The following is a 24,652-nucleotide window of genomic DNA, read 5'->3' as shown; positions in this document are numbered from 1 at the left end:
GTGTAGCGCAGAGCCTGTTCATGATCTTGCGAGCTAGAGCCAGACAAGGCAAAAACAGCCGAGGAAGCGGAGTTTACGAGTGTAAATGAGCATTCCGAGGCTGTTTTTAACGCCGTCTGGCCGACGCGCAGCAGGTCATGGACAGGCTCTCAGATTTTCGGCGGGCCGGGATACCCACAGTGCACCCAGGACTCCGGGCGGCCGTACCAGGCCATCAACACCATTTGCTGCAGCGAGCAGTGGCCCAGGCGCAGCAGGCTGATGGAGCTGTTTTCCCAGCGCTGCAGGAAGTTCTGCACATCCTCGGCGCCGGCCTTTTCCCAGCCACCCCAGATGCCGGTCAGCGGGCCGCGGGTGAGCGGCAGGGCGAGCACGTCGAACAGCTGGCGGGTCAGCTTGAGCATTTCGGGAGAAAGGCGGTCGAGGCTGTAGTCGAGGCTCTGCAGGGTGCCCTGCACGGCATCCGCCATGCGCTCGGCGGGCACTGCGCCGGCGAGCAGCACGGGGATCAGCGCACGCAGGAACGGCAGGTCCGACTGGCGGACGATGCGCAGGCCCTGCGCCGGAGTGTCGGCCGTGCAACCGCTCAGGCTGGCGGTGACGCCGGCGGTGGCAAGGAAGGCGCCGCCGAGCAGGCCGACCTTGAGCACGCCGCGCCGGGACAATCCGGGCGCGGCGACGGTGGTGTCTGTCATTGTTCTTGTCACCTGGGGGTGTCTAGCGAATAAAGAGTTTATAGACGAGCTTCTGGATCGCCTTGCCATAGGGCGGGTAGACCGGCCGCGCGGAGTTGAAGCGCGGCTTGCTGAACACGCCCTTGCCCTTGCTGAACGTCAGGAAACCTTCATGGCCGTGGTAGTGACCCATGCCGGAAGGGCCGACGCCGCCGAACGGCATGTCGTCCTGGGCCACGTGCAGCAGGGTGTCGTTCAGGCACACGCCGCCGGAGTGGGTGTGCGCCAGCACGTGTTCCTGCTCGCGCTTGTCGTAGCCGAAGTAGTACAGCGCCAGCGGGCGCGGCCGTTCGTTGATGTAGGCGAGGGCCTCGTCGAGCCCGTCGTAGGGCAGCACCGGCAGCAGCGGGCCGAAGATTTCCTCCTGCATGATCTTCATCCCGTCGTGCACATCCAGCAGCAGCGCCTGCGGCATGCGCCGGCCCTGGGCCTGCGGCAGCACCGGGACGATCCGCGCGCCCTGCGCCTCCGCGTCCTTCAGGTAGCCGTCGAGGCGGCTCGCCTGGCGGTCGTTGATGATCGTGGTGTAGTCCGGGTTGCCTTCCACCGTCGGGTAGAAGCGCTGCACCACCTCGCGATAGGCGCTGATGAACTCGTCGACCCGGCGCCGCGGCACCAGCACGTAGTCCGGTGCCACGCAGGTCTGCCCGGAGTTCAGCGACTTGCCGAAGGCGATGCGCTCGGCGGCATCCTTCATCGGCACGTCGGCGGAAATGATCGCCGGCGACTTGCCGCCCAGCTCCAGGGTGACCGGCACCAGGTTCTCGGCGGCGGCGCGCATCACGTGCTTGCCGATGCTGGTGGCGCCGGTGAACAGCAGGTGGTCGAAGGGCAGCCTGGAGAACGCCACGCCGACGTCCACCTCGCCCTCGACGACCGCCACCAGGTCTTCAGGGAAGACCTTGGCGAGGATTTCCTTGAGCGCCTGGGCGGTGGCCGGGGTCGATTCGCTCATCTTGACCATCACCCGGTTGCCGGCTGCCAGCGCGGCGACCATCGGGCTGATGGCAAGGAACAGCGGGTAGTTCCACGGCACGATGACGCCGACCACACCGAGCGGCTGATACACCACCTTGGCCGAGGCCGGCATGAACAGCATGCTCACCGCGCGGCGCGAGGGCTTCATCCACTTCTTCAGGCGCTTGCTGGCGTACTGGATGCCGTGCAGCGCGGGCATGATCTCGGCGAACAGGGTTTCGTCGGCGGCTCGATTGCCAAAGTCCGCGGAAATCGCCGCGACCAGCCGATCGCGCTCGCTGACCAGTACCCCGGCCAGGCTTTTCAGCCACTGGATACGCTGTCCGGCGCTGGGCATGGGGTTGGCGCGGAAGGCCTGGCGTTGCAGGGCCAGCAGGTCATCGAGCTGGGCTATCTGTTGTTGCGTCTGTTGCAGGTAGGAAATGTCGGCGACCATGGCGGATTCCTCGGCGGTCCGGCTTGGGGAAGCTTTTCGCGGGCACGGCGGCTTCCCATCGATTGTTGTTGGCGAATTTTTAGAGCAATTGCTCTAGACTGTCAAATGGTACGCTACCGACGGTCCCCCGCCCATGCATCCGAATTACCAAATGGCCCCACGCATCAAGACCCGCGACCGCATCGTCCAGGCCAGCCTGGAGCTGTTCAACGCCCAGGGCGAGCGCAGCGTCACCACCAACCACATCGCCGCGCACCTGGGCATTTCGCCCGGCAACCTGTACTACCACTTCCGCAACAAGCAGGAGATCATCGCCGAGCTGTTCGCCGCCTACGAAGCCGATGTCGACGGCTTCCTGCGCCTGCCCGAAGAACGCGCACTGACGGTGGACGACAAGACCTTCTACCTGGAGGCGCTGCTCGCCGCGATGTGGCGCTACCGCTTCCTCCACCGCGACCTCGAGCACCTGCTGGACAGCGACCCGGAACTGGCCGCCACCTACCGCGACTTCGCCCGCCGCACCCTGGCGAATGCCCAGGCGATCTACCGCGGCTTCGTCGAATCCGGAATCCTGCTGATGAACGACGCGCAGCTGGAATCCCTGACCCTGAACTCCTGGATCATCCTCACCTCGTGGATTCGCTTCCTCTGCACCACCCGCGAAGTCGCCGGAGACCTCAGCGAAGCGATGATGCGGCGGGGCATCTACCAGGTACTGGCGCTGGAAGGCGGACATATCGCCCCAGACTTCCAGCCGGCGGTGGAGCGGATATTCGAGCGGCTATACGTGCCGCTGGAGGATTGCCGGGGCTGAACAGCCCTGCTGGTCCCTTCCCGTAGGTTGGGCTGAGGTACGAAGCCCAACGATCCGGCCCAACTGTTGCCGGTGTTGGGCTTCGCTGCGCTCAGCGCCAACCTACGTAACGCGTCCGGGGGCATAGGTCGGTGCACCCGCCCTACATCACTCAGACCTTGCTCGGTCCCGGCACCAGCGGGCGGCGCAGGGCGATGCCGTGGCGCCGGAAGAACTCTTCCACCCCATCGGTGGCGTCGGTATACAGCCGCGTACGCGGATGGTCGGCAAGGAAGCGCTGCATCAGCGCCTTGCCGATGCCGCTGGCCTGGTGCTCGGGCAGCACGGCCAGTTCCGCCAGCCAGGTGGTCTGCGCGTTCTCGTTCTCCGCCCGCAGCAACCCGATCACCCGCTCGCCGTCCAGCGCCAGCAGGTAATAGCTGGGATAGTCGTAGATATCGCGCAACTCCGCCGGCGTGCCCGGATGGCCCCAGCCGACGGCGCGGTAGAGCGCAGCGATCTCCGCACACTGGGCGTCGTCCAGCACGGGGTTCTGAATAATTGTCAGCGATGCGTCGGTCATGATGAGAACTGGGCAGTGAATGGATTAATTCATCCTACACCTTATAAATTTGGAACGTGAACTAAAGCTCCCGGCGCGAGCATGCAATCAATTTCTGCCTGGCATTCACTCCGTGTCTGGCAAAGAAGCTTTCTGTTCCAGCAAGTGCATCTATGTAGATGGCAGTATGGGAGTATTTATCAAGAAACTTCCTGAGCATGCTGTCGCCAATTCCACGCCCTTGATGTTCCGGGGCGACAACAATTTCGGCCAGCCATGTAGTCAGATGCCCATCACTCAAGGCACGGAGCAGCCCAACAGTCTTGCCGTCACGACGGGCGATCAAACAGTAACTGGAACCCAGGAATATATTCTTGACCTTTTCATCGCCATAGTCTTGCTCTTGTCCCCAACCTACCGAAGTGTAGATCGCCCCAAGTTCCTTACAAAGGTCCATGGTAAGTGCGGGGCACTCGATAATTCTGCATACGTTATTTTCTGACATTTACACTCTCTCCTTTCCTGGAAGTTTTCCAAGTGCCTGGTCTTATAAGTTAAGAACCGACATGGGAAAAAAGGATTCACCAAGTACCGGCAAAATTCTTACCACCAACCACAGATGATATTGATTATCGTTTTCCATGATTATTGACGGCCGTGCGAAAGGTCAACCCGGCGTCTCGTAGGAGTTTTCCGATAATTTTGTATGAGCGACACCGGGCATGCCGGAAAAGAGCGAGGGTTGGCGCTGCGGGGATGCTCAGTAGCGGGTTCTACTAATCTGGACCAGCCACTCCGGAATGCGCCTCTCCAGGTAGTAGTCGGGCTGGCGCGGCGTGCCGCCGATGAAGCCGACGTGCCCGCCCTGCCCTAGCAATTCCAGCTCGGTGGCGGCGGTCAGTTCGTCCGGTGATGGCACGCTGTGGGCATCGATGAACGGATCGTCGCTGGAGTGGATGATCAGCGTCGGCACCCGGATGCCGCCCAGGTAGTAGCGGCTGGAGGCGCGCCGGTAGTAGTCGTGGGCATCGGCGAAGCCGTGCAGCGGTGCGGTCACCCGGCCGTCGAAGTCCCAGAAGGTGCGCATGCCGTCCAGTGTGCCGAGGCGTTCGAGGCTCGCCAGGTGCTCGTGGCTGCCGCGCTGGATGAAGGCCTGCTGCTTGGTCTTCACGTAGGCCACCAGCTCGCGCATGAAATGCGCCTGGTAGACCCGCGAGAAGCCGATGCCGATGCGGTCGGCGCACTGGTCCAGGCGGAACGGCACGGAAACCGCCACGCCGCCCCAGAGCGGGCAGTCGCTGCCCGTCTCGCCGAGGTACTTGAGCAGCACGTTGCCGCCCAGCGAATAGCCCACCGCATAGAGCGGCGCCAGCGGCCGCTGGGCGCGCAGGTGGGCGATCACCAGGGCGAGGTCGTCGCTGACGCCGGAGTGGTAGCCGCGCGGCAGGTGGTTCGGCTCGCCGGAGCAGCCGCGCCAGTTCAGCGCCACGCTGGCCCAGCCGCGCGCGGCGAGGGACTGTTGCAGGCCGAGGATGTAGTGCGAGCCGGAAGAGCCGGTGAGGCCGTGCAGCGCCAGCACCAGCGGCGCATGGGCTTCGTGCGGGCCGTGCCAGTCGAGGTCGATGAAGTCGCCGTCCTCCAGCCACAGCCGCTCGCGCTGCCGGTGCAGCTGCGGCGCCGCGCGGAAGAACGGGCTCCACAGCGTCTGCAGGTGCGGGCCGGGCAACCACCAGGCGGGTTTGAACGGATCGGCGGAGTTCATCTTTCAACAGGAAGGCGATGGGGATGCTGAAAAGTTTATCGCAAGGTCCGTCGCCAACCGGCGGCGCGCCCCGGTAATAGCCGGGCGGAACGGATTTCCGCCGGGCGGGCGTCAGTCCATGGCGAAACCGTGCTGGCGCCAGGCCTCGTATACCGTCACCGCCACCGTGTTCGACAGGTTCAGGCTGCGGCAGCCGGGCCGCATGGGCAGGCGCAGGCGTTGTTCGGGCGGCAGTGCATCGCGTATCTCTTCCGGCAGGCCGCGGCTTTCCGGACCGAACAGGAAGGCATCGCCACGCTGGTAGGCGACCTCGTGGAACGCGTGCGAGCCCTTGGTGGTGAAGGCGAACAGGCGCGGATGGCCGAGGCTGTCCAGGCACTCTTCCAGGGTGGCGTAGCGGCGCACACTGGCATACTCGTGGTAATCCAGGCCGGCGCGGCGCAGGCGCTTGTCGTCCAGCTCGAAACCCAGCGGCTCGATCAGGTGCAGGCTGCAGCCCGAGTTGGCGCACAGCCTGATAATGTTGCCGGTATTCGGCGGAATCTCCGGTTGGAAAAGGATCACGTGGAACATGCAGCGCTCCGGGCCTGAGGACGGCCGGCATTCTACTCCCCCTGCGACGCAAGTGCGGCCCCGCCCCTGGCTGCGGGTGATGCTGTCGCTCGCGGTGTTCGGCCTGCTGGTCGGCCTGATGCTCGGGCGCCTGTTCGCTCCGGAAGCCGGAAAGCCTCGTCTGCTGGCGGTGGAAATGCAGGCGGACAGCCTGCAATTGCGCTTCGACCGCGAGGTGGAGGTGCACGCCGGCCATGTCGACGGTGCGCTGGCCCTGACGCTGGCCGCCGACGGCGAAGCCCGCCAGGGCCAGGGGCGTCTTGGCGACCTGCCGCTGCGCTGGCGCATCGTGCCGCGGGAGAATGATCTGCTGCTGAGCCTGGTTTCCACCCGTCCGCTGCGCGGCACCTGGAGCGGTGCCGAAGACGACGATGGGTGGCGGCTGACGATCAGCCCTCAGGCGGAATAAAAGCGGGGATCTCCCGGCCTGCCTAAACCGGGCCCCCGAAGACTTCGGCGGATCGCAAGCGAACTCCGCCGGTGTAGAAAGAGGGGATTCCCCAGCCTGCCTGACCGAGGGCCCCTGAACGGGTCTGGAGGGCGCGCTGCGCTCCTCCGGGATTAAAAAGGGGGTTTCCCCGGCCTGCCTGTACCAGGACCCCCGAACCGTGAGGCGGCGTTCGCCGCGCACTGCGGCGCGATCCGCCGGTTGTAAAAGTGGGATTCCCCAGCCTGCCTGTACCGAGGCCCCAAAACCGTTGTCTGACTGGATCATTGCAGGGGCTGTGCCAACTTCGGCGAAAGAACCGGAGCAAAAACCCGCCTCATGACGGCAAGCCACGGATTACGGGCGATTCGCTCTGGAATGCAGCGCTCTGCGGCTGCCGCAGGCTCTCGGACGGGCGTTCCAGAAGCGCTCTGGAAGCGAAAATGTCCTGCGCAGTGCTAGTGCGAGGCGCACCAAAGTGGCGCCGACTGATCAAAAATCAGACAACTCTGTTGATCAGCCAACAGACGTCCAACAGACCAGGCGCTCCCCACGCAACCCACAGACTTATCCACAGCCTTTTGTGCATGGCGCAGGAAGGCCGGGATATACACAGATACAGTGGAAAAGGACGGGAAAGAGCTGTGGACTGATCCACGGAAGCCTTGTCTGGCGGTGCCTTCAACGAGAAGCCCGGTTTTCGTGCAGTCTTCGGCAGGAAGAATGACGGAGTCATCCGAGGAGGATTCCTGCACCAGCAATGGAATTCAGACGATTCGGAATCCACAGGCCGGAATTTCCTCGCAGGCAAAGAGAAAGGTCGTTCACGGATTATCAAGGCAGGGCGGGTGAAACCCGCCCTACGGGGTGGGACTGCCAGGCCCCAAATGAAAAAAGCGCCCGTAGGCGCTTCTTCATCGCGTTCTTCATCGAGGAACGGCGATCACTGCACGGAGGGAGCCTGTTCGGCGGCCTGCATGCGGGCGAGCTCCTGGGCGTACAGGGCGTCGAAGTTCACCGGCGACAACATCAGCGCCGGGAACGAGCCGCGCACCACCAGACTGTCCAGGGTTTCGCGGGCGTATGGGAAGAGGATGTTCGGGCAGAAGGCGCCGAGGGTGTGGCTCATGCTCGCCGGGTCGAGGCCCTTGGCCAGGAAGATGCCGGCCTGCTGCACTTCGGCGATGAAGGCGGTCTCTTCCTTGTTCTTCACGGTCACGGAAACGGTCAGCACCACTTCGAAGAAGTCGCCTTCGAGCTGCTTCTGGCGGGTGTTGAGGTCCATGGAGACGCTCGGCTGCCACTCCTGGCGGAAGATTTCCGGAGTCTTCGGCGCTTCGAAGGACAGGTCGCGCACATAGATGCGCTGCAGGGAGAATTGCGGGTTGTTGTCTTGCTCGGCAGCGCCGGTGTTGGTTTGCTCAGTCATTTCAGGACCTTCTTGTGCTTCGTTTGCAGTGAGGAATCACGCCGACAGCAGCGTGTCCAGCTTACCCGCGCGTTCCAGCGCGTAAAGATCGTCGCAACCGCCGACATGGATATCGCCGATCCAGATCTGCGGCACCGAAGTGCGGCCCGCCTTGCCGGCCATCTCGGCGCGCAGTGCGGGATTGCCGTCCACAGGGATTTCCTCGTAGGCGACGCCCTTCTGCTCCAGCAGCGACTTGGCGCGGATGCAGAAGGGGCACCACTGGGTGGTGTAGATCAGTACCGCCGGCATCTTACTTCACCAGCGGCAGGTTATCGCCACGCCAGCTGCCGATGCCGCCGGAGAGCTTGGCCGCGGTGTAGCCGGCCTTCTGCAGCACGCCGCACCAGGTGCCGGCGTGCTGGCCCATGCTGTCGACCACGATGATGGTCTTGGCCTTGTGCTTGTCCAGCTCGCTCATGCGGGCGGTCAGCTTGTCGGAGGGGATGTTCAGCGCATCGACGATGTGGCCGGCGGAGAACTCCTTGCTCGAGCGGATATCCAGCACCACGCCCTGGTCGGAGTTGACCAGCGCGGTCAGCTCGCGGGTCGACAGGCTGCGGCCGCCGCGGCGCAGCTCGTGAAGCAGCAGGAGGACCAGCAGGACAGCCAGGGCGCCGACCAGCAGGTAATGGTTGCTGGTGAATTCGATCAGACGAGTGAGGAAAGCTTGCATGTGGCGAGATGTCCGGATGTAAAAATGCCGGCCAGTATACACAGCCCCTCCTGACGGCTGAACCCCGCGAATCATGGCGCCCGTCGGCCCCAGACGGTAAAATGCCGGTCCTTTTCTGACCCGTTCCCGGAAAGAGCCGTAACCACATGAGCGTATCGCCCAAACCCCTGGTCCTGATCATCCTGGACGGCTTCGGCCATAGCGACACCCCCGAATACAACGCCATCTACGCCGCGAAGAAGCCCAACTGGGACCGCCTGCTGGCCAGCCAGCCGCACGGCCTGATCTCCGGCTCCGGCATGGATGTCGGCCTGCCCGATGGCCAGATGGGCAACTCCGAGGTCGGCCACATGAACCTCGGCGCCGGCCGTGTCGTCTACCAGGACTTCACCCGCGTGACCAAGGCGATCCGCGACGGCGAGTTCTTCGAGAATCCGGTGCTGACCGGCGCAGTGGACAAGGCCGTTGCCGCCGGCAAGGCCGTGCACTTCATGGGCCTGCTCTCCGACGGCGGCGTGCACAGCCACCAGGACCACCTGGTCGCCATGGCCGAACTGGCCGCCAGGCGCGGTGCCGAGAAGATCTACCTGCATGCCTTCCTCGACGGCCGCGATACTCCGCCGAAGAGCGCCGAACCCTCGATCAAGCTGATGGACGAAACCTTCGCCCGCCTCGGCAAGGGCCGCACCGCCAGCCTGATCGGCCGCTACTTCGCCATGGACCGCGACAACCGCTGGGACCGTGTCGAAGCCGCCTACAACCTGATCACCGAAGGCCAGGCCGAATTCACCGCCGCCAACGCCGTCGAAGGCCTGGCCGCCGCTTACGAGCGCGGCGAGAGCGACGAGTTCGTCAAGGCCACCCGCATCGGCGAGCAGGTGAAAGTGGAAGACGGCGACGCGGTGATCTTCATGAACTTCCGCGCCGACCGCGCTCGCGAACTGTCGCGCGCCTTCGTCGAGCCGGGCTTCAAGGAATTCCCGCGCCAGCGCGAACTGAACCTGGCCGGCTACGTGATGCTGACCCAGTACGCGGCGAGCATCCCCGCGCCGAGCGCGTACAAGCCGGAATCCCTGGACAACGTGCTCGGCGAATACCTGGCGAAGAACGGCAAGACCCAGCTGCGCATCGCCGAGACCGAGAAGTACGCCCACGTCACCTTCTTCTTCTCCGGTGGCCGCGAAGAGCCGTTCGAGGGCGAAGAGCGCATCCTCATCCCGTCGCCGAAGGTCGCCACCTATGACCTGCAGCCGGAAATGAGCGCGCCGGAAGTCACCGACCGCATCGTCGACGCCATCGAGAACCAGCGCTTCGACGTGATCATCGTCAACTACGCCAACGGCGACATGGTCGGCCACACCGGCGTGTTCGACGCCGCGGTGAAGGCCGTGGAAGCGCTGGACACCTGCGTCGGCCGCATCGCCGCGGCGCTGGACAAGGTCGGCGGCGAAGCGCTGATCACCGCCGACCACGGCAACGTCGAGCAGATGGAAGACGTGATGACCGGCCAGGCGCACACCGCGCACACCTGCGAGCCGGTGCCGTTCGTCTACGTCGGCAAGCGCAAGCTGAGCATCCGCGAAGGCGGCGTGCTGGCCGACGTGGCACCGACCATGCTGACCCTGATGGGCCTGCCGGTGCCGCAGGAAATGACCGGCCGCTCGATCGTCACCCTGCTGTAATCCGCCGGCGAACGGAAACGCCCCATGCCACGCGGCCCGGGGCGTTTTTTTTAGTGGCCGCGACGGGCATACTAGGCCGGTCTACCCTCCAGGTGCCCGCCACCCCATGCATCGCGCGCTCTCCTCCCTCCTGCTGATCTGCCTGCTGGGCCCCCTCGCCGCCGTCGCCGACGAGCGCGCCGATGCCCAGCGCCAACTGGAACAGACGCGGAAAGACATCGCCGAGCTGAAGAAGACCCTCAGCAGCATCCAGGAAGAGAAATCCGGGGTGCAGAAGCAGCTGAAGTCCACCGAAACCCAGATGGGCGATCTGGAGAAGCAGGTCAAGGGACTGCAGGAACAGTTGAAGCAGAGCGAGGAAGAGCTGCAGCGGCTCGATCAGGAGAAAAAAAAACTCCAGGGTCAGCGCCTTGAGCAGCAACGGCTGATCGCCATCCAGGCCCGCGCGGCCTACCAGAGCGGCCGCCAGGAATACCTCAAGCTGCTGCTCAACCAGGAACACCCGGAAAAATTCAGCCGCACCCTCACCTACTACGACTATCTGAACCGCGCCCGCCTCGAACAGCTCGCCTCCTTCAATGAAACCCTGCGCCAGCTGGAAAACGTCGAGAAGGACATCGCCAGCCAGAACAGCCAGCAGATCGAGCAGCAGAACGCCCTCGAAGCCCGCCGCGAGGAACTCGCCAAGGTGCGCGAGGAGCACCAGCAGGCGCTGGCCAAGCTGAACAGCGAATACAGCGCCGGCGACAAGAAGCTGCAGGCCCGCCAGGACGACCAGGCGGAACTGGCCAAGGTGCTCAAGACCATCGAGGAAACCCTGGCGCGCCAGGCCCGCGAAGCCGAAGAGGCCCGCCAGCGCGCCCTTGCCGAGGAACGCGAACGCGCCCGCCGCGAGCGCGAGCGTGAACGCGAGCTGGCCAGCAGTTCATCCGTCGCCCCGAAGAAACCGCGCGTCGACTACAGCGGTCCATTGGTCTCCAGTTCAGGCAGCACTTACGGCGGAGCCTTCGGCGCCGCCCGCGGCAAGCTGCCCTGGCCGGTCGACGGCCGCGTGCTGGCGCGCTACGGCAGCCCACGCGGCGACGACCCGCGCGCCACCTGGGACGGCGTCCTCATCAGCGCCAACGCCGGCAGCACGGTGCGCGCCGTGCATGGCGGGCGCGTGGTGTTCGCCGACTGGCTGCGCGGCGCCGGCCTGCTGGTGATCCTCGATCACGGCGGCGGCTACCTGAGCCTGTACGGCCACAATCAGAGCCTGCTGAAGGGTGCCGGCGACACGGTGAAGGCCGGCGAGGCCATCGCCACGGTCGGCGCCAGCGGCGGACAAAGCGCCCCGGCGGTATACTTCGCCATTCGCCACCAGGGTCGCCCGGCAGACCCCTCTATCTGGTGCCGCACGCAGGGATAAGCGGCGACACGCCTTAGGAGCCAAACATGCTGCATTGCTTCCGTCTCACCACCCTGGCCCTGGCGTTGTTGCTGGGCAGCGGCGCCGTGCTGGCCGCGCCTGCCGCCGTTCCGGCCGCCAATGGCAAGGAAGCGCCGCTGCCCCTCGATGAGCTGCGCACCTTCGCCGAAGTGCTCGACCGGGTGAAGGCCGCCTATGTCGAACCGGTGGACGACCATACCCTGCTGGAAAACGCCATCAAGGGCATGCTCAGCAACCTCGACCCGCACTCGGCCTACCTGGACCCGCAGGAATTTTCCGAACTGCAGGAAAGCACCAGCGGCGAATTCGGCGGCCTCGGTATCGAGGTCGGCACCGAAGACGGCTTCATCAAGGTGGTTTCGCCGATCGACGACACCCCGGCGGCGCGAGCCGGCATCCAGCCCGGCGACCTGATCGTGCAGATCGACGGCAAGCCGACCAAGGGCCAGTCGATGAACGAGGCGGTCGACAGCATGCGCGGCAAGCCCGGCTCACCGATCGTCCTGACCATCGTGCGCGGCGGCGGCCGGCCGTTTGACGTCGAACTCAAGCGCGCGATCATCAAGGTCAAGAGCGTCAAGAGCCAGATCCTCGAACCGAACTACGGCTACCTGCGCATCACCCAGTTCCAGGTCAACAGCGGCGAGGAAGTGGTCAAGGCGCTGGCCAGTCTGCGCAAGGAGAACAACGGCAAGCTCAAGGGCATCGTCCTCGACCTGCGCAACAACCCCGGCGGCGTGCTGCAATCCGCCGTGGAAGTGGCCGACTCCTTCCTCACCAAGGGGCTGATCGTCTACACCAAGGGCCGCATCGCCAACTCCGAGCTGCGCTTCTCCGCCGATCCGGCCGACCCCAGCGACGGCGTACCGCTGGTGGTGCTGATCAACGGCGGCAGCGCTTCGGCGGCGGAAATCGTCGCCGGCGCCCTGCAGGACCACAAGCGCGCGATCCTCATGGGCACCGACAGCTTCGGCAAGGGCTCGGTGCAGACCGTGCTGCCGCTGAACAACGACCGTGCGCTGAAGCTCACCACCGCGCTCTACTACACGCCGAACGGCCGTTCCATCCAAGCCCAGGGCATCGCTCCGGACATCGAGGTCGAGCGCGCCAAGGTGACCCGCGAGCAAAGCGAGTTCGAGGGCTTCAAGGAAGCCGACCTGGCTGGTCACCTGTCCAATGGCAATGGTGGCGAGGATCGCCCGACCGCCGGCAAGAAATCCGCGAGCCAGCCGCGCCCGCAGGATGCCGACTACCAGTTGAGCCAGGCCCTCAGCCTGCTGAAAGGCCTGAGCGTCAGCCGCGGCAACAACTGACCGATGCGCCTGGCATGGCTCGGCCTGCTCCTGGCCGCCACGCTGTGCCAGGCGCAGGCTGCGCAGCCGCCGCTACTCAGCATCGTCATCGACGATCTCGGGCAGAACCTCGAACGCGACCGCCGCATCTTCGAGCTGCCACCGGCCGTGGCCCTGGCCATCCTGCCGGACACCCCGCACGCCGCCGAACTGGCCCGCGAGGCACATCGGCGCGGACGCACGGTACTCCTGCACCTGCCGATGGACCCGGCCGAAGGCCCCTACGCCTGGCGCCCCGGACTCCCCCGCGAAGAACTGCAGCGGCGGCTGGACAAGGCGCTAGCCGCAGTGCCCTACGTGCAAGGGGTGAACAACCATGAAGGCAGCCGCATGACCAGCGACCGCCCGGCCATGAGCTGGCTGATGGAGAGCCTGCATCAGCGCCACCTGTTCTTCCTCGACAGCCGCACCAGCGCCGCCACCGTGGCCGCAGCGGAAGCGCAGAAGGCCCAGCTGGCGAGCCTTTCCCGCGATGTTTTCCTGGATGACGACCCCAGCGAGGAAGCAGTCGCGCGCCAGCTGCAGGCCGGCATCGCCCTCGCCCGCCGGCAGGGCTCGGCGGTGCTGATCGGCCACCCGAAACCCGCCACCCTGCGCGTACTCGCCCGCGAACTGCCAGGCCTGAAGGCGGCCGGTATCGAGCTGATCGAGCCGCTGCCACTGATCGCCGTGCGCGCCAACCGGGCGATGGCGGCGCATGGGAAGAATGGGATCTATCGCTGAGAAGCGCCCCGACATGTTGTAGATACCGTGTCTCTAGCGAGCGGGCAAGGCCAGTTCTGCCTTGAAGGGCTGGCCTGATTTGAGAACGCCATAGGCGATATGGAGCAGCTTGCGCATAGCAGCGCAGATGATTTGCTTGCCGGTTTTTCCGTTCTCTTGCAGACGTAGGCGCAGGGCTTTTACCGCTGCGTTGTGCAGCATCGCGCACATGGCCGGCATGTACAGGCCGGCCCGCAGCCTGGCCGAGCCCATGCGGGAGATCCGCACCTGCCCCTGGTGGCTACCGGATTGCTGTAGGCGTGGATTCAGGCCGGCAAAGGCGACGACGGCACGCGCATTGTCGAACCGCGAGAGGTCGCCCAACTCCGCCAGCAACAAGGCAGCGGTCTTGTCGCTGATACCGTCGATGCTCACCAGTAGATCGCGCTTGCCGCGCAGGTCAGGATCGTCGTCGATCTGTTCCTGGATTGCTTTCAGGGTCTGGTCGATCTGCCGCTCCAAGTGGGTCATCACCGAAAGGATCGATTCCTTGACGCTGGACTCGGCCGTGTCCAGGCGGTTGCTTTCCATCCGGTAGAGCTCCTTGAGCTCTTCGTAGCGCCGTACCAGGGCGCGCAGGCGCCGCCGGGCCGGCGGCTCGGGTTGCCAGGGCTGCAGTTCGTCGATGTGCCGCGTACCAAACAGCGCCATCAGCTTGGCATCGACCTTGTCGGTCTTCACCCGCTGCAGTTGGCTTTGTGCATAGCTGGCGATCCGCGCCGGATTGACCACGCACAGCCGATAACCCAGCCCCACCAGATGATCGGCGAGGGCTTCGTGGTACACGTTGGTCGCCTCCATAACGACCCAGGCCCCCGGCTCGGCATATTTTTCCAGCCACTGGGTAAACTCCCTGAAACCAGCCGGATCATTGCTCAGGTTGCCCTTGGTGCGGTATTTGCCATTGGCTTGCAGCAGGGCGATATCGAATGTCCGTTTGGCAATATCAACGCCGACAACGATGGGCATAGGGTCCTCCTCAATGAATGCTCGTCGATCATCACTACACCCGATCCAACCTTGCCAATACGAGCTCTCGCGTAATGCGGGCTCAAGATACCGTTCGGATTCACTGGGTGAGTGCGGAGGGCCGGAGCGCTATCTACGATGCAGGCTCGAAGCCTAAGGAGCGAGTCGTCTTCCAGGCCCTCCTTCCGATGATCAGTCGGAGACTATCGCCCACTGATGCGGGCTAGTCGACATACAAGGAGCGAGCTCTGCTCGCGAAAAACGGCAAAGTCAAAAGCTTCGCGAGCAGAGCTCGCTCCTACAGGGGCAGGGCGGGCGCAGTCCGTAGGTTGGCGCTGAACGCAGTGAAGCCCAACGATATCGCGTCGGGCTTCGCGGGGCGGGTTCAGTGGTAGGGCGGGTGCAACCCGCCACAATGCAGCCTGGCGGGTTGCACCCGCCCTACCTCAAATGCCCGACTATCAGAGATAACTGCCCAGCACCTGATCGACATACCCCTCGGAGCGCATCTGATCGAGCGCACCCTGCAGCTTGCTGACCACCTCGTCGGGAGTCTCGCGGTTGAGCGCCAGGTAGAGCTGGCCGGTGTTGAAGCGCAGCACGGTCTTCAGGCCGCTGATGCCTTCCTGCTTGGCCAGGTAGCGGCCGGCCGGGTCGCCGCTGGCCCAGAGATCGATCTGGCCCTTGTCCAGCTTGCCGGCGTTTTCCTGGTCTCGCAGCGCCAGCACCGGATCGAAGCCGCGCTTGCCGAGGAACTCGGCGATCGCATCGCCCTTGTAGGCGCCGATCTTGTACTGCTTGGCCTCGTCCAGGCTGTTCACGCCGATCTTGCTGTCGCCCTTGGCCAGCAGCACCCAGTCGTCCGGGCCGATCGGGCCGATCCACTTGAACAGCGCCTCGCGCTCGGGCAGGCGGGAGGTGACGAACACGCCGTAGCCGGGCTTTTCCAGCGCCAGGTTGTAGATGCGGTCCCAGGGGAAGCGCAGGGTCAGGCTGTACTTGATCCCGGCGCGCTTGAACATTTCCTGCACGACATCCACGGCTATGCCGTCGATGTTGTCTTCCTGTGCGAAATTCTTGCCGTTGATCGCCATGTTGTACGGCGGGAAGTTCTCGGTCAGCAGCACCATGCTGTAGTCCGGGTCCACCTCGGCACGCGCGCCGCTGGCCAACAACAAGGTACAACTCACCCACGCAAGCAATGTGCGTTTCAGCATTGGCAATTTCCTGAATTATTCGAGTTTTCGGGAAGGCGCAGGAGGTGACGCAAATCTGGCGTCAGAAAATCTTGCGCGTACCGAAGCAGAATAGCCGAAGGCCATCTCTGCTTCGATGTGTTTCAACGCAAGAAACGTGCTTGGTGCACGTTCCCGATCCCGCGAGCCAGAGCCGCGGGATCGGGAGGGGAACAGCGGATCGCGGATGGGCGCTCAGCGCACCACGATGCCGCGGCTGGCCAGGTAGGCCTTGGCTTCGGGAACGGTGTATTCGCCGAAGTGGAAGATGCTCGCCGCCAGCACCGCGTCGGCCTTGCCCTCGATGATGCCGTCGGCCAGGTGCTGCAGGTTGCCGACGCCGCCGGAAGCGATCACCGGCACGCTCACCGCCTCGCTGATGGCGCGGGTCACGCCGAGGTCGTAGCCGCTCTTCACGCCGTCCTGGTCCATGCTGGTCAGGAGGATTTCACCGGCGCCCAGGCCTTCCATCTTCTTCGCCCACTCCACCGCGTCCAGCCCGGTGGGCTTGCGGCCGCCGTGGGTGAAGATTTCCCAGCGCGGCGTTTCGCCGGGGCCGGAAACCTTCTTCGCATCGATGGCGACGACGATGCACTGCGAGCCGAAACGCGCGGCAGCCTCGCCGACGAATTCCGGGTTGAACACCGCGGCGGTGTTGATCGAGACCTTGTCCGCACCGGCATTGAGCAGGTTGCGGATGTCCTGCACCGTGCGCACGCCGCCGCCGACGGTCAGCGGGATGAACACCTGGCTGGCCATGCGCTCGACGGTGTGCAGCGTGGTGTCGCGGCCATCGACGCTGGCGGTGATGTCGAGGAAGGTGATCTCGTCGGCGCCCTGCTCATCGTAGCGGCGGGCGATTTCCACCGGGTCGCCGGCATCGCGGATGTTCTCGAACTTGACGCCCTTCACCACGCGGCCGTTGTCCACGTCGAGGCAGGGGATGATGCGTTTTGCCAGTGCCATAGTGGTGCTCTCGCAATTCTGTAGGGTGGACAACGCTCTGCTTGTCCACCATCGATTGGTGGAAAACGCTTCGCGGTTTTCCACCCTACCCTGAACTCAGCCCTTGAAGCTGTCGCACAGCGCCTGGGCTTCGGCGACGTCCAGGGTGCCTTCATAGATGGCCCGGCCGGTGATGGCGCCGATGATGCCCGGGGTGCGGGCGTCAAGCAGCTTCTGGATGTCGCCCAGGTTGTGGATGCCGCCGGAAGCGATCACCGGGATGCGCGTGGCGTTGGCCAGCGCGGCGGTGGCTTCGACGTTGCAGCCCTGCATCATGCCGTCCTTGGAGATGTCGGTGTAGACGATCGCCGACACGCCATCGGCCTCGAAGCGCTTGGCCAGGTCGATGACCTGCACTTCGCTGACTTCCGCCCAGCCGTCGGTGGCGACGAAGCCGTCCTTCGCGTCCAGGCCGACAATGACCTTGCCCGGGAAGGCGCGGCAGGCTTCGCCGACGAATTCCGGCTGCTTCACCGCCTTGGTGCCGATGATCACGTAGCTGACGCCGGCGCGGACGTAGTGCTCGATGGTTTCCAGCGAACGAATGCCGCCGCCGATCTGGATCGGCAGGTTCGGATAGCGCTTGGCGATGGCGGTGACCACCTCGCCGTTCACCGGCTTGCCTTCGAAGGCGCCGTTCAGGTCGACCAGGTGCAGACGGCGGCAGCCGCCCTCGACCCACTTGGCAGCCATGGCCACCGGGTCGTCGGAAAACACCGTGGCGTCTTCCATCAGGCCCTGGCGCAGGCGCACACAGGCGCCGTCTTTCAGATCGATAGCGGGGATGATCAGCATCGGTTGAACCTGCTCAAAGTCGTTGAAATTGGGGGAGTCAGCTCTTTTCGAGCGCCCACAAGTCGCTCTCGATGCTCTCGAACCGGTCTTTCAGGTGAGATTGCACATCGAAGATCGCCTTGTTGTAGAACAGCGGGCCGAACTCGCGCATGAAGAAATCCAGCGCCTCTTCGGCCTCGAAGGCACCCACGTCCAGCTCGAAACGGTCTTCGAGGAAACGCTGGATGGCCCGCGCCGCACTCTGGCGCTGGGCGCCATCGAGTTCGAGGATCGCGGGCTTGTCCTTCTGGCGGGCCATGGCTTACCAGCGGCCGTCCCAGGAGGCGAAGTTCTGCAGCAACTGCAGGCCGTGGGTATGGCTCTTCTCCGGGTGGAACTGCACGGCGAAGCGCGAGCCATCGGCCAGCGCGGCGGCGAAGTCGACGCCGTAGTGGCCGCGGCCGACCACCTGGCGCGGATTGCCCGCCTCGATGTAGTAACTGTGCACGAAGTAGAAGCGCGCGTTGTCCGGGATGTCGTGCCAGAGCGGGTGGTTCACGCACTGCGCGACCTGGTTCCAGCCCATGTGCGGCACCTTCAGGTGCTCGCCGTCCTCGTGCAGATCCTTGCCGAAGAAGCGCACCTTGCCGGGGAACAGGCCGATGCAGTCGACCCCGTCGTTCTCCTCGCTGTGCTCCAGCAATGCCTGCATGCCGACGCAGATGCCGAGGAACGGACGGTCCTGGCTGACTTCACGGACCAGCGTGTCGAAGCCGAGGCGCTTGATCTCGGCCATGCAGTCGCGGATCGCGCCGACACCGGGGAATACCACGCGGTCGGCCTCGCGGATCACCGCGGCGTCGCTGGTCACCAGCACGCGGCCGGCACCGACATGCTCCAGCGCCTTGGACACCGAGTGCAGGTTGCCCATGCCATAGTCGATGACGGCTACCGTCTGCATCAGAGGCACCCTTTGGTCGACGGCATCTGCCCGGCCATGCGCTCGTCCACCTCGATGGCCATGCGCAGCGCGCGGCCGAAGGCCTTGAACACGGTCTCGATCTGGTGGTGGGTGTTGTGTCCGCGCAGGTTGTCGATGTGCAGGGTCACCTGGGCGTGGTTGACGAAGCCCTGGAAGAACTCCATGAACAGGTCGACATCGAAGCCGCCGACGCTGGCGCGGGTGTACGGCACGTGCATCTGCAGGCCCGGGCGACCGGAGAAGTCGATCACCACGCGCGACAGCGCCTCGTCCAGCGGCACGTAGGCATGGCCGTAACGGCGGATGCCCTTCTTGTCGCCGATGGCCTTGGCGAAGGCCTGGCCGAGGGTGATGCCGATATCCTCGACGGTATGGTGGTCGTCGATGTGCAGGTCGCCCTTGCACTCGATGTCCAGGTCGATCAGGCCGTGGCGGGCGATCTGGTCCATCATGTGCTCGAGGAACGGAACCCCGGTATCGAACCGGGCCTTGCCGGTTCCATCCAGGTCGATGGAAACCTTGATCTGGGTTTCCAGGGTGTCGCGCGCGACGGATGCCTTGCGTTCGGCCATCACCAGCTCCACAGCTAACACTGCACGTAATTATAAGAAGGGCGGGCATTATAGGCGCGCCGGGCCGGACGCGGCTACCGGCGGCGGTCGGCAAGCTGGCCGGCAGGGCGCCCGGTTCCTTACACTTGCCGGCCCGAGTCGAGGAGTCCGCCATGCCCGTCATTGTCACCACGCTGCCCCAGCCTTCCGAACAGGACCGCCAGGACCTGCTGAAGATCTACGCCGATGCGCCGGACTGGCTGCTCGCCCCGCATGCCGACGCGGCCGCGCTGGTGGAAGCCGGGCTGCGCGACGGCCGGCTGCTCGGCGGGCGCTTCAACGACCGCCTGCTCGGCGCCGCCTGGCTGCAATGCGATGACGACGCCTGGCGCCTGTCGCGCCTGTGCGTGCGCAAGGTCACCCGTGGACGCGGCGTCGGCCGCCGCCTGCTCGACGAAGCGCAGCGCCTGGCCAGCGAAGCCGGCAAGCCGCTGCACCTGCAGGCGCCCGCCGGTCATCTGGAAGCCCAGGCCCTGGCCGCCAAGGCGCACCTGCCGCTGGAGCAATACTGAGCCGTGGACGGCATCGACCTGCTGATCGTCGGTGCCGGCGCGCTCGGCCTGGCCTGCGCCGCTCGCCTGGCGCGCCCGGGAAGCAGCGTGCTGATCGTCGAGCAGGAACGCCTGATCGGCAGCCACACCTCCAGCCGCAATTCGGAAGTCATCCACGCCGGCCTCTACTACCCGCCCGGGTCGCTGAAGGCCGGGCTCTGCCTGGAAGGCCGCGAGCGCCTGTACGCCTGGTGCGCCGCCCATGAGGTGCCGTTCCGGCGTATCGGCAAGCTGCTGGTGGCCGTGGAAGACGCCGAACGCGGCAAGCTGGAAAGCCTTGCTACGAACGCCACGGCCTGCGGCGTGCACGATCTACAGGAACTGGATGCCGCCCGGCTGCACGCGCTGGAACCGGCGGTACGCGGCGTCGCAGCCCTGCTCTCGCCAAGCACCGGGATCATCGACAGCCACGCCTACCTGCAATCGCTGCTCGCCGAAGCCGAAAGCAAAGGCGCGCAACTGGTGCTGGATACCCGCATCGAGCGCCTGCAGCGCACGGCGGACGGCTGGATCGCCGAAGGTGTCAGCGTCGGTGAGCCCTTCGCACTGAAGGCCGAACGGGTGATCAACGCCGGCGGCCTGTTCGCCCAGCAACTGGCCGCGAATACCGATGGACTTGCAGCCGCTCCGCCGCTGCACCTGTGCCAGGGGCGCTATTTCACCTATTCCGGGCACGCGCCGTTCCGCCATCTGATCTACCCGATGCCCGAGGCGAACACCGCCGGGCTGGGCATCCACGCCACCCTCGATCTCGCCGGGCAACTGCGCTTCGGCCCCGACGTGCGCTATCTCGATGCCATCGACTACAGCGTCGACGAACAGTTGCGCGAGCCCTTCGCCCAGGCCATCCGCCGCTATTTCCCCGGCCTCGACGCCCGGCGCCTGCAGCCCGGCTACAGCGGCATCCGCCCAAAACTCGGCGGCCCCGGGGAACCCGCGGCCGACTTCTTCATCCAAACCCCCAACGACCACGGCCTGCCCGGCCTGGTCAACCTGTTCGGCATCGAGTCCCCCGGACTGACCGCCAGCCTGGCCATCGCCGAACGCGTCGCCGCCGTCATTTGACGGCCATCACATTGATATACTTCCCGGCTATTCCATCCGCCGTCTGAACAAGGATCCGTCCATGAAAGCGTTCGGCAAAATCCTGGGCATCGTGCTGCTCGCCCTGCTTCTCCTGATCGTCGCCGGTGGCTTCATCCTCACCCACTTCTTCGATCCGAACGACTACAAGGACGAGATCCGCCAGCTCGCCCGCGACAAGGCCAACCTGGAACTCGACCTGCGCGGCGACATCGGCTGGAGCCTGTTCCCCTGGCTCGGCCTGCAACTGCACGAAACCGGCGTCGCCAGCGCGCAGACACCGGACAAGCCGTTCGCCGACGTGCAGATGCTCGGCCTCTCCGTGCGCGTGCTGCCGCTGCTGCGCAAGGAAGTGCAGATGAGCGACATCCGCGTCGACGGCCTGACCCTCACCCTGCGCCGCGACAAGAACGGCACCGGCAACTGGGAAAACATCGGCAAACCGGCGCAGCCAGCCGCCGCCGGCACCGCGGCTCCCGCCACGCAGCCGGCCCCGTCCGGGCAACCGACGCCGCCGACCAGCGAGCCCCGCGACCCGCTGAAGCTGGATATCGACAGCCTGACCATGCGCAATTCGCGCATCGACTACAGCGACGAGCAGAGCGGCAAGCAGTACACCGTCGAAGGCATCGACCTCAGCACCGGCAAGATCCGCGAGGGCAGCAGCATTCCGCTCAAGCTCAGCGCCTACCTCGGCACCAACCAGCCGGTCACCCGCGCCCGCACCGAGCTGACCGGCAACCTGCGCTTCGACCGCGCACTCAAGCGCTACCAGTTGGAAGACGCCAAGCTCTCCGGCGAGGCTTCCGGCGACCAGTTGCACGGCAAGACCGCCACCTTCTCGGCCCAGGGCCAGCTACTGCTCGACCAGGCCGCACAGATCGCCGAATGGGACGGGCTGAAAGTCTCGGTCAACCAGTTGCGCGCACTCGGCGAGCTGAAGGCCCGTGAACTGGACAAGCAGCCGAAGTTCGAAGGCGGCCTGTCCGTCGCCCAGTTCAACCTGCGCGAATTCCTCGAAGGCATCGGCCAGACCCTGCCGGCGATGGCCGACGGCAGCACCCTGGGCAAGGTCGAACTGTCCACCCGCCTGAGCGGCACCGCCAACAGCATCCAGCTCGGCGACCTGAAGCTGAAGCTCGACGACAGCAGCTTCACCGGCAGCCTGGGCCTCGCCGATATCGCCAAACAGGCCATCCGCGTGCAACTCAACGGCGACCGCCTGAACCTCGACCGCTACCTGCCGGCCCGCACTGCCAAGGCCCAGGAAGCCGCCAGCGCCACGCGCAAGGCGGAAGTCGACGCCACCATCACCAGCGCCACCCAGGGCAACACCCCGTTGCCGCCGTCGCCGACCCAGCAGGCCTGGAGCGATGCACCGCTGCTGCCCATGGCCCGCCTGCGCGCGCTGGACCTGGACGTCGCCCTGAAGCTCGGCCAACTGACCCTGAACAAGCTGCCGATCGAGAACGCCAACCTCAAGCTGCGCGGCCAGAACGGCGTGATCGACCTGCAAGACATGCGCGGCGAGCTGTACGACGGCCGCTTCAACGCCAAGGCCAACCTCGACGTGCGCCAGGACGTGCCGCTGCTCAGTGCGCAGAAACACGTCGCCAACGTACCGGCGGAGCGCATCGTCGAAGCCTGGGGCGAGAAGCCGCCGCTCACCGGCTTGCTCGACATGGACAGCAACATCACCACCCAGGGCAACAGCCAGCGCGCCTGGATCGACAACCTCAACGGCACCGCCAGCTTCGTCGTCAACCGCGGCGTGCTGCTCAACGCCAACCTCGAACAGCAGCTCTGCCAGGGCATCGCCACCCTCAACCGCAAGGCCCTGACCGCGCCCCACGGCGGCAAGGACACGCCGTTCCGCGAACTCAAGGGCAACCTGACCTTCCGCAACGGCGTGGCCAGCAACCCCGACCTCAAGGTCGCCATCCCCGGCCTGACGGTGAACGCCGACGGCGACCTCGACCTGCGCGTGCTGGGCATGGACTACCGCGTCGGCGTGGTCATCGAAGGCGACAAGAGCGACATGCCCGACCCCGCCTGCCAGGTGAACGAACGCTACGTCGGCATCGCCTGGCCGCTGCTCTGCCGCGGACCGCTGGAACTCGGCGCCAAGGCCTGCCGCCTGGACCAGGAAGGCCTCGGCAAGATCGCCGCGCAACTGGCCGGGCAGCGCCTGAACAAGAAGATCGAAGAGAAGCTCGGCGACAAGGTCAGTCCCGAACTGAAAGACGCACTCAAAGGGCTGTTCAAGAAACAATGACGCCGGAACGCTTCAACACCGCGGTGCTCGACTGGTTCGACCGCCACGGCCGCCACGACCTGCCCTGGCAGCGGGATATCAACCCGTACCGCGTATGGGTCTCGGAAATCATGCTGCAGCAGACCCAGGTCAGCACCGTGCTGGGCTACTACGACCGCTTCATGGAAGCGCTGCCCAGCGTTGAGGCGCTGGCCGCCGCGCCGGAAGACGAAGTGCTGCACCTGTGGACCGGGCTCGGCTACTACAGCCGCGCGCGCAACCTGCACAAGACCGCGAAGACGGTGGTCGAGCAGCACGGCGGCGAATTCCCCCGCGACGTCGAACAGCTCGCCGAACTGCCCGGCATCGGCCGCTCCACCGCCGGCGCCATCGCCAGCATCTCCATGGGCCTGCGCGCGCCGATCCTCGACGGCAACGTCAAGCGCGTGCTGGCCCGCTATCTCGCCACCGACGGCTATCCGGGCGAACCGAAAGTGGCGAAACAGCTGTGGGACGCCGCCGAACGCTTCACCCCGCACGAGCGGGTCAACCACTACACCCAGGCGATGATGGACCTCGGCGCCACCCTCTGCACCCGCACCCGCCCGAACTGCCTGCTCTGCCCGCTGCGCGAGGGCTGCCGCGCCCACCTGCTCGGCCGCGAGACCGACTTCCCGGTGCCCAAGCCGCGCAAGGCGCTGCCGCAGAAACGCACCCTGATGCCGATCCTGGCCAACCGCGAAGGCGCCATCCTGCTCTACCGCCGCCCATCGACCGGCCTCTGGGGCGGGCTGTGGAGCTTCCCCGAACTGGACGACCTCGCCGCCCTAGCCCCGCTCGCCGAACGTCACGCCCTCGACCTCGGCCAGCGCCGGGAACTGCCGGGGCTGACCCATACCTTCAGCCATTTCCAGCTGGCCATCGAACCCTGGCTGGTGCGCGTCGAAGGCGCGGCGCCCGCCATGGCCGAGGCCGACTGGCTCTGGTATAACCTCGCCACCCCACCGCGGCTCGGCCTCGCCGCCCCGGTGAAAAAGCTGCTCAAACGGGCAGCCGACGCGTTGAAAGCAGGAGAAATGCCATGACCCGACTGGTGATGTGCCGCAAGTACAAAGAAGAACTGCCCGCCCTCGACCGCCCGCCCTACCCCGGCGCCAAGGGCGAAGACATCTACAACCACGTCTCGAAGAAAGCCTGGGAAGAGTGGCAGAAGCACCAGACCATGCTGATCAACGAACGCCGCCTGAACATGATGGACGCCGAGGACCGCAAGTTCCTCCAGGCCGAAATGGACAAGTTCCTCTCCGGCGAGGAATACGCCCAGGCCGAGGGTTACGTCCCGCCTAGCTCGTAAGTTTCGGTATTAACTGAAAAAATTTTTCACGGCGCGCTTGACACCCCCCTCCAAAACCCTTTTAATGCGCCCCGTCGCCCAGGTAGCTCAGTTGGTAGAGCAGGGGATTGAAAATCCCCGTGTCGGCGGTTCGATTCCGTCCCTGGGCACCAAGACACCTA

General features: G+C 65.3%; 27 protein-coding genes and 1 tRNA gene. 12 read left to right on the top strand and 16 right to left on the bottom strand.

The window, feature by feature from the left end; all coding sequences use genetic code 11:
* Nucleotides 1-149: 149 nt before the first annotated feature.
* Both JFY56_RS23890 and JFY56_RS23885 read right to left on the bottom strand, forming a co-directional pair.
* Nucleotides 150-695 carry a twin-arginine translocation pathway signal protein gene (locus tag JFY56_RS23890; protein WP_208316771.1) on the bottom strand — a complete coding sequence of 182 codons (546 nt, stop codon included), beginning with the start codon at nt 693-695 and terminating at the stop codon, nt 150-152.
* Nucleotides 696-717: 22 nt separating this feature from the next.
* A complete protein-coding gene (locus JFY56_RS23885; RefSeq protein WP_208316770.1) occupies nt 718-2,148 on the bottom strand; it encodes a coniferyl aldehyde dehydrogenase in 1,431 nt (476 codons plus the stop codon).
* 151 nt (nt 2,149-2,299) lie between these two features.
* On the opposite strand from JFY56_RS23885, the gene JFY56_RS23880 reads away from it, so the two are divergent.
* Complete coding sequence (locus JFY56_RS23880; RefSeq protein WP_208316769.1) at nt 2,300-2,962, top strand: TetR/AcrR family transcriptional regulator; 663 nt, start codon at nt 2,300-2,302, stop codon at nt 2,960-2,962.
* Nucleotides 2,963-3,113: 151 nt separating this feature from the next.
* On the opposite strand, the gene JFY56_RS23875 is transcribed toward JFY56_RS23880, so the two are convergent.
* From JFY56_RS23875 to trmL, 4 genes are all read right to left on the bottom strand, one after another.
* Nucleotides 3,114-3,524 carry a GNAT family N-acetyltransferase gene (locus JFY56_RS23875; protein ID WP_208316768.1) on the bottom strand — a complete coding sequence of 137 codons (411 nt, stop codon included), beginning with the start codon at nt 3,522-3,524 and terminating at the stop codon, nt 3,114-3,116.
* Between the two features lie 61 nt (nt 3,525-3,585).
* Entirely contained in the window at nt 3,586-4,008 is a 423-nt protein-coding gene (locus tag JFY56_RS23870) for a GNAT family N-acetyltransferase (protein ID WP_208316767.1), read from the bottom strand.
* A gap of 255 nt (nt 4,009-4,263) precedes the next feature.
* A complete protein-coding gene (locus tag JFY56_RS23865) occupies nt 4,264-5,265 on the bottom strand; it encodes a hydrolase (protein ID WP_208316766.1) in 1,002 nt (333 codons plus the stop codon).
* 111 nt (nt 5,266-5,376) lie between these two features.
* Nucleotides 5,377-5,838 carry a tRNA (uridine(34)/cytosine(34)/5-carboxymethylaminomethyluridine(34)-2'-O)-methyltransferase TrmL gene (gene trmL / locus JFY56_RS23860; protein ID WP_208316765.1) on the bottom strand — a complete coding sequence of 154 codons (462 nt, stop codon included), beginning with the start codon at nt 5,836-5,838 and terminating at the stop codon, nt 5,377-5,379.
* A gap of 79 nt (nt 5,839-5,917) precedes the next feature.
* Here trmL and JFY56_RS23855 point away from each other — a divergent pair, with 79 nt between their 5' ends.
* Nucleotides 5,918-6,286: a hypothetical protein gene (locus JFY56_RS23855; RefSeq protein WP_236033100.1), complete on the top strand. Its 369-nt coding sequence runs from the start codon at nt 5,918-5,920 to the stop codon at nt 6,284-6,286.
* 961 nt (nt 6,287-7,247) lie between these two features.
* Here the strand turns inward: JFY56_RS23855 and secB are convergent.
* The 3 genes from secB to JFY56_RS23840 are packed head-to-tail and all read right to left on the bottom strand — an operon-like array spanning nt 7,248 to nt 8,448.
* Entirely contained in the window at nt 7,248-7,733 is a 486-nt protein-coding gene (secB, locus tag JFY56_RS23850) for a protein-export chaperone SecB (RefSeq protein WP_208316763.1), read from the bottom strand.
* Nucleotides 7,734-7,769: 36 nt separating this feature from the next.
* Complete coding sequence (gene grxC, locus JFY56_RS23845) at nt 7,770-8,024, bottom strand: glutaredoxin 3 (RefSeq protein ID WP_208316762.1); 255 nt, start codon at nt 8,022-8,024, stop codon at nt 7,770-7,772.
* A gap of 1 nt (nt 8,025) precedes the next feature.
* The gene (locus JFY56_RS23840; RefSeq protein ID WP_208316761.1) at nt 8,026-8,448 is read right to left on the bottom strand and encodes a rhodanese-like domain-containing protein; all 423 of its coding nucleotides are present in this window, start codon (nt 8,446-8,448) and stop codon (nt 8,026-8,028) included.
* A 146-nt stretch (nt 8,449-8,594) separates the two neighbouring features.
* On the opposite strand from JFY56_RS23840, the gene gpmI reads away from it, so the two are divergent.
* From gpmI to JFY56_RS23820, 4 genes are all read left to right on the top strand, one after another.
* Nucleotides 8,595-10,130: a 2,3-bisphosphoglycerate-independent phosphoglycerate mutase gene (gene gpmI / locus JFY56_RS23835; RefSeq protein ID WP_208316760.1), complete on the top strand. Its 1,536-nt coding sequence runs from the start codon at nt 8,595-8,597 to the stop codon at nt 10,128-10,130.
* A 106-nt stretch (nt 10,131-10,236) separates the two neighbouring features.
* Nucleotides 10,237-11,538, top strand: a complete 1,302-nt coding sequence (locus tag JFY56_RS23830; RefSeq protein WP_208316759.1) for a murein hydrolase activator EnvC family protein — start codon at nt 10,237-10,239, stop codon at nt 11,536-11,538.
* Nucleotides 11,539-11,564: 26 nt separating this feature from the next.
* The gene (locus tag JFY56_RS23825; RefSeq protein ID WP_208316758.1) at nt 11,565-12,872 is read left to right on the top strand and encodes a S41 family peptidase; all 1,308 of its coding nucleotides are present in this window, start codon (nt 11,565-11,567) and stop codon (nt 12,870-12,872) included.
* 3 nt (nt 12,873-12,875) lie between these two features.
* Nucleotides 12,876-13,634, top strand: coding sequence for a divergent polysaccharide deacetylase family protein (locus tag JFY56_RS23820; RefSeq protein ID WP_208316757.1), 759 nt, complete (start codon nt 12,876-12,878; stop codon nt 13,632-13,634).
* 33 nt (nt 13,635-13,667) lie between these two features.
* Here JFY56_RS23820 and JFY56_RS23815 read toward each other — a convergent pair whose 3' ends face one another.
* The 7 genes from JFY56_RS23815 to hisB form a co-directional block, all read right to left on the bottom strand.
* Nucleotides 13,668-14,642, bottom strand: a complete 975-nt coding sequence (locus JFY56_RS23815; RefSeq protein WP_208312162.1) for an IS110 family RNA-guided transposase — start codon at nt 14,640-14,642, stop codon at nt 13,668-13,670.
* A gap of 461 nt (nt 14,643-15,103) precedes the next feature.
* A complete protein-coding gene (locus JFY56_RS23810) occupies nt 15,104-15,856 on the bottom strand; it encodes a substrate-binding periplasmic protein (RefSeq protein ID WP_208316813.1) in 753 nt (250 codons plus the stop codon).
* A 216-nt stretch (nt 15,857-16,072) separates the two neighbouring features.
* Nucleotides 16,073-16,843 carry an imidazole glycerol phosphate synthase subunit HisF gene (gene hisF, locus JFY56_RS23805; protein WP_208316756.1) on the bottom strand — a complete coding sequence of 257 codons (771 nt, stop codon included), beginning with the start codon at nt 16,841-16,843 and terminating at the stop codon, nt 16,073-16,075.
* A gap of 96 nt (nt 16,844-16,939) precedes the next feature.
* On the bottom strand, nt 16,940-17,677 hold the full coding sequence (hisA, locus tag JFY56_RS23800; protein WP_208316755.1) for a 1-(5-phosphoribosyl)-5-[(5-phosphoribosylamino)methylideneamino]imidazole-4-carboxamide isomerase: 738 nt from the start codon (nt 17,675-17,677) through the stop codon (nt 16,940-16,942).
* A 37-nt stretch (nt 17,678-17,714) separates the two neighbouring features.
* Nucleotides 17,715-17,975, bottom strand: a complete 261-nt coding sequence (locus JFY56_RS23795) for a DUF2164 domain-containing protein (RefSeq protein ID WP_208316754.1) — start codon at nt 17,973-17,975, stop codon at nt 17,715-17,717.
* A 3-nt stretch (nt 17,976-17,978) separates the two neighbouring features.
* Nucleotides 17,979-18,617, bottom strand: coding sequence for an imidazole glycerol phosphate synthase subunit HisH (hisH, locus tag JFY56_RS23790; protein ID WP_208316753.1), 639 nt, complete (start codon nt 18,615-18,617; stop codon nt 17,979-17,981).
* Entirely contained in the window at nt 18,617-19,210 is a 594-nt protein-coding gene (gene hisB, locus JFY56_RS23785) for an imidazoleglycerol-phosphate dehydratase HisB (RefSeq protein ID WP_208316752.1), read from the bottom strand. Before hisB ends, hisH begins: the two co-directional genes overlap by 1 nt.
* Nucleotides 19,211-19,362: 152 nt before the next feature.
* On the opposite strand from hisB, the gene JFY56_RS23780 reads away from it, so the two are divergent.
* The 6 genes from JFY56_RS23780 to JFY56_RS23755 all read left to right on the top strand — a co-directional run bounded on the left by JFY56_RS23780 (nt 19,363) and on the right by JFY56_RS23755 (nt 24,643).
* On the top strand, nt 19,363-19,761 hold the full coding sequence (locus tag JFY56_RS23780) for an acetyl-CoA sensor PanZ family protein (protein WP_208316751.1): 399 nt from the start codon (nt 19,363-19,365) through the stop codon (nt 19,759-19,761).
* Nucleotides 19,762-19,764: 3 nt separating this feature from the next.
* Entirely contained in the window at nt 19,765-20,865 is a 1,101-nt protein-coding gene (locus tag JFY56_RS23775; protein WP_208316750.1) for an NAD(P)/FAD-dependent oxidoreductase, read from the top strand.
* 61 nt (nt 20,866-20,926) lie between these two features.
* On the top strand, nt 20,927-23,158 hold the full coding sequence (locus tag JFY56_RS23770; protein ID WP_208316749.1) for an AsmA family protein: 2,232 nt from the start codon (nt 20,927-20,929) through the stop codon (nt 23,156-23,158).
* Nucleotides 23,155-24,222, top strand: coding sequence for an A/G-specific adenine glycosylase (gene mutY, locus JFY56_RS23765; RefSeq protein ID WP_208316748.1), 1,068 nt, complete (start codon nt 23,155-23,157; stop codon nt 24,220-24,222). Before JFY56_RS23770 ends, mutY begins: the two co-directional genes overlap by 4 nt.
* Entirely contained in the window at nt 24,219-24,491 is a 273-nt protein-coding gene (locus JFY56_RS23760) for an oxidative damage protection protein (RefSeq protein WP_208316747.1), read from the top strand. Before mutY ends, JFY56_RS23760 begins: the two co-directional genes overlap by 4 nt.
* Before the next feature lie 76 nt (nt 24,492-24,567).
* Nucleotides 24,568-24,643: transfer RNA gene (locus JFY56_RS23755), tRNA-Phe, on the top strand.
* The last annotated feature ends 9 nt before the right edge of the window (nt 24,644-24,652 follow it).

The sequence above is a fragment of the Pseudomonas schmalbachii genome, from assembly GCF_017589465.1.
GTDB classification, from domain to species: Bacteria; Pseudomonadota; Gammaproteobacteria; order Pseudomonadales; family Pseudomonadaceae; genus Pseudomonas; species Pseudomonas schmalbachii.
The sequence above is the reverse complement of the archived record's forward strand: the minus strand, read 5'-3'. Positions and strand labels throughout refer to the sequence as shown.

Coding starts and splice junctions, on each gene's coding strand:
- JFY56_RS23890 (WP_208316771.1), bottom strand. CDS start 695: ATGACAGACACCACCGTCGCCGCGCCCGGATTGTCCCGGCGCGGCGTG.
- JFY56_RS23885 (WP_208316770.1), bottom strand. CDS start 2,148: ATGGTCGCCGACATTTCCTACCTGCAACAGACGCAACAACAGATAGCC.
- JFY56_RS23880 (WP_208316769.1), top strand. CDS start 2,300: ATGGCCCCACGCATCAAGACCCGCGACCGCATCGTCCAGGCCAGCCTG.
- JFY56_RS23875 (WP_208316768.1), bottom strand. CDS start 3,524: ATGACCGACGCATCGCTGACAATTATTCAGAACCCCGTGCTGGACGAC.
- JFY56_RS23870 (WP_208316767.1), bottom strand. CDS start 4,008: ATGTCAGAAAATAACGTATGCAGAATTATCGAGTGCCCCGCACTTACC.
- JFY56_RS23865 (WP_208316766.1), bottom strand. CDS start 5,265: ATGAACTCCGCCGATCCGTTCAAACCCGCCTGGTGGTTGCCCGGCCCG.
- trmL (WP_208316765.1), bottom strand. CDS start 5,838: ATGTTCCACGTGATCCTTTTCCAACCGGAGATTCCGCCGAATACCGGC.
- JFY56_RS23855 (WP_236033100.1), top strand. CDS start 5,918: ATGCTGTCGCTCGCGGTGTTCGGCCTGCTGGTCGGCCTGATGCTCGGG.
- secB (WP_208316763.1), bottom strand. CDS start 7,733: ATGACTGAGCAAACCAACACCGGCGCTGCCGAGCAAGACAACAACCCG.
- grxC (WP_208316762.1), bottom strand. CDS start 8,024: ATGCCGGCGGTACTGATCTACACCACCCAGTGGTGCCCCTTCTGCATC.
- JFY56_RS23840 (WP_208316761.1), bottom strand. CDS start 8,448: ATGCAAGCTTTCCTCACTCGTCTGATCGAATTCACCAGCAACCATTAC.
- gpmI (WP_208316760.1), top strand. CDS start 8,595: ATGAGCGTATCGCCCAAACCCCTGGTCCTGATCATCCTGGACGGCTTC.
- JFY56_RS23830 (WP_208316759.1), top strand. CDS start 10,237: ATGCATCGCGCGCTCTCCTCCCTCCTGCTGATCTGCCTGCTGGGCCCC.
- JFY56_RS23825 (WP_208316758.1), top strand. CDS start 11,565: ATGCTGCATTGCTTCCGTCTCACCACCCTGGCCCTGGCGTTGTTGCTG.
- JFY56_RS23820 (WP_208316757.1), top strand. CDS start 12,876: ATGCGCCTGGCATGGCTCGGCCTGCTCCTGGCCGCCACGCTGTGCCAG.
- JFY56_RS23815 (WP_208312162.1), bottom strand. CDS start 14,642: ATGCCCATCGTTGTCGGCGTTGATATTGCCAAACGGACATTCGATATC.
- hisF (WP_208316756.1), bottom strand. CDS start 16,843: ATGGCACTGGCAAAACGCATCATCCCCTGCCTCGACGTGGACAACGGC.
- hisA (WP_208316755.1), bottom strand. CDS start 17,677: ATGCTGATCATCCCCGCTATCGATCTGAAAGACGGCGCCTGTGTGCGC.
- JFY56_RS23795 (WP_208316754.1), bottom strand. CDS start 17,975: ATGGCCCGCCAGAAGGACAAGCCCGCGATCCTCGAACTCGATGGCGCC.
- hisH (WP_208316753.1), bottom strand. CDS start 18,617: ATGCAGACGGTAGCCGTCATCGACTATGGCATGGGCAACCTGCACTCG.
- hisB (WP_208316752.1), bottom strand. CDS start 19,210: ATGGCCGAACGCAAGGCATCCGTCGCGCGCGACACCCTGGAAACCCAG.
- JFY56_RS23780 (WP_208316751.1), top strand. CDS start 19,363: ATGCCCGTCATTGTCACCACGCTGCCCCAGCCTTCCGAACAGGACCGC.
- JFY56_RS23770 (WP_208316749.1), top strand. CDS start 20,927: ATGAAAGCGTTCGGCAAAATCCTGGGCATCGTGCTGCTCGCCCTGCTT.
- mutY (WP_208316748.1), top strand. CDS start 23,155: ATGACGCCGGAACGCTTCAACACCGCGGTGCTCGACTGGTTCGACCGC.
- JFY56_RS23760 (WP_208316747.1), top strand. CDS start 24,219: ATGACCCGACTGGTGATGTGCCGCAAGTACAAAGAAGAACTGCCCGCC.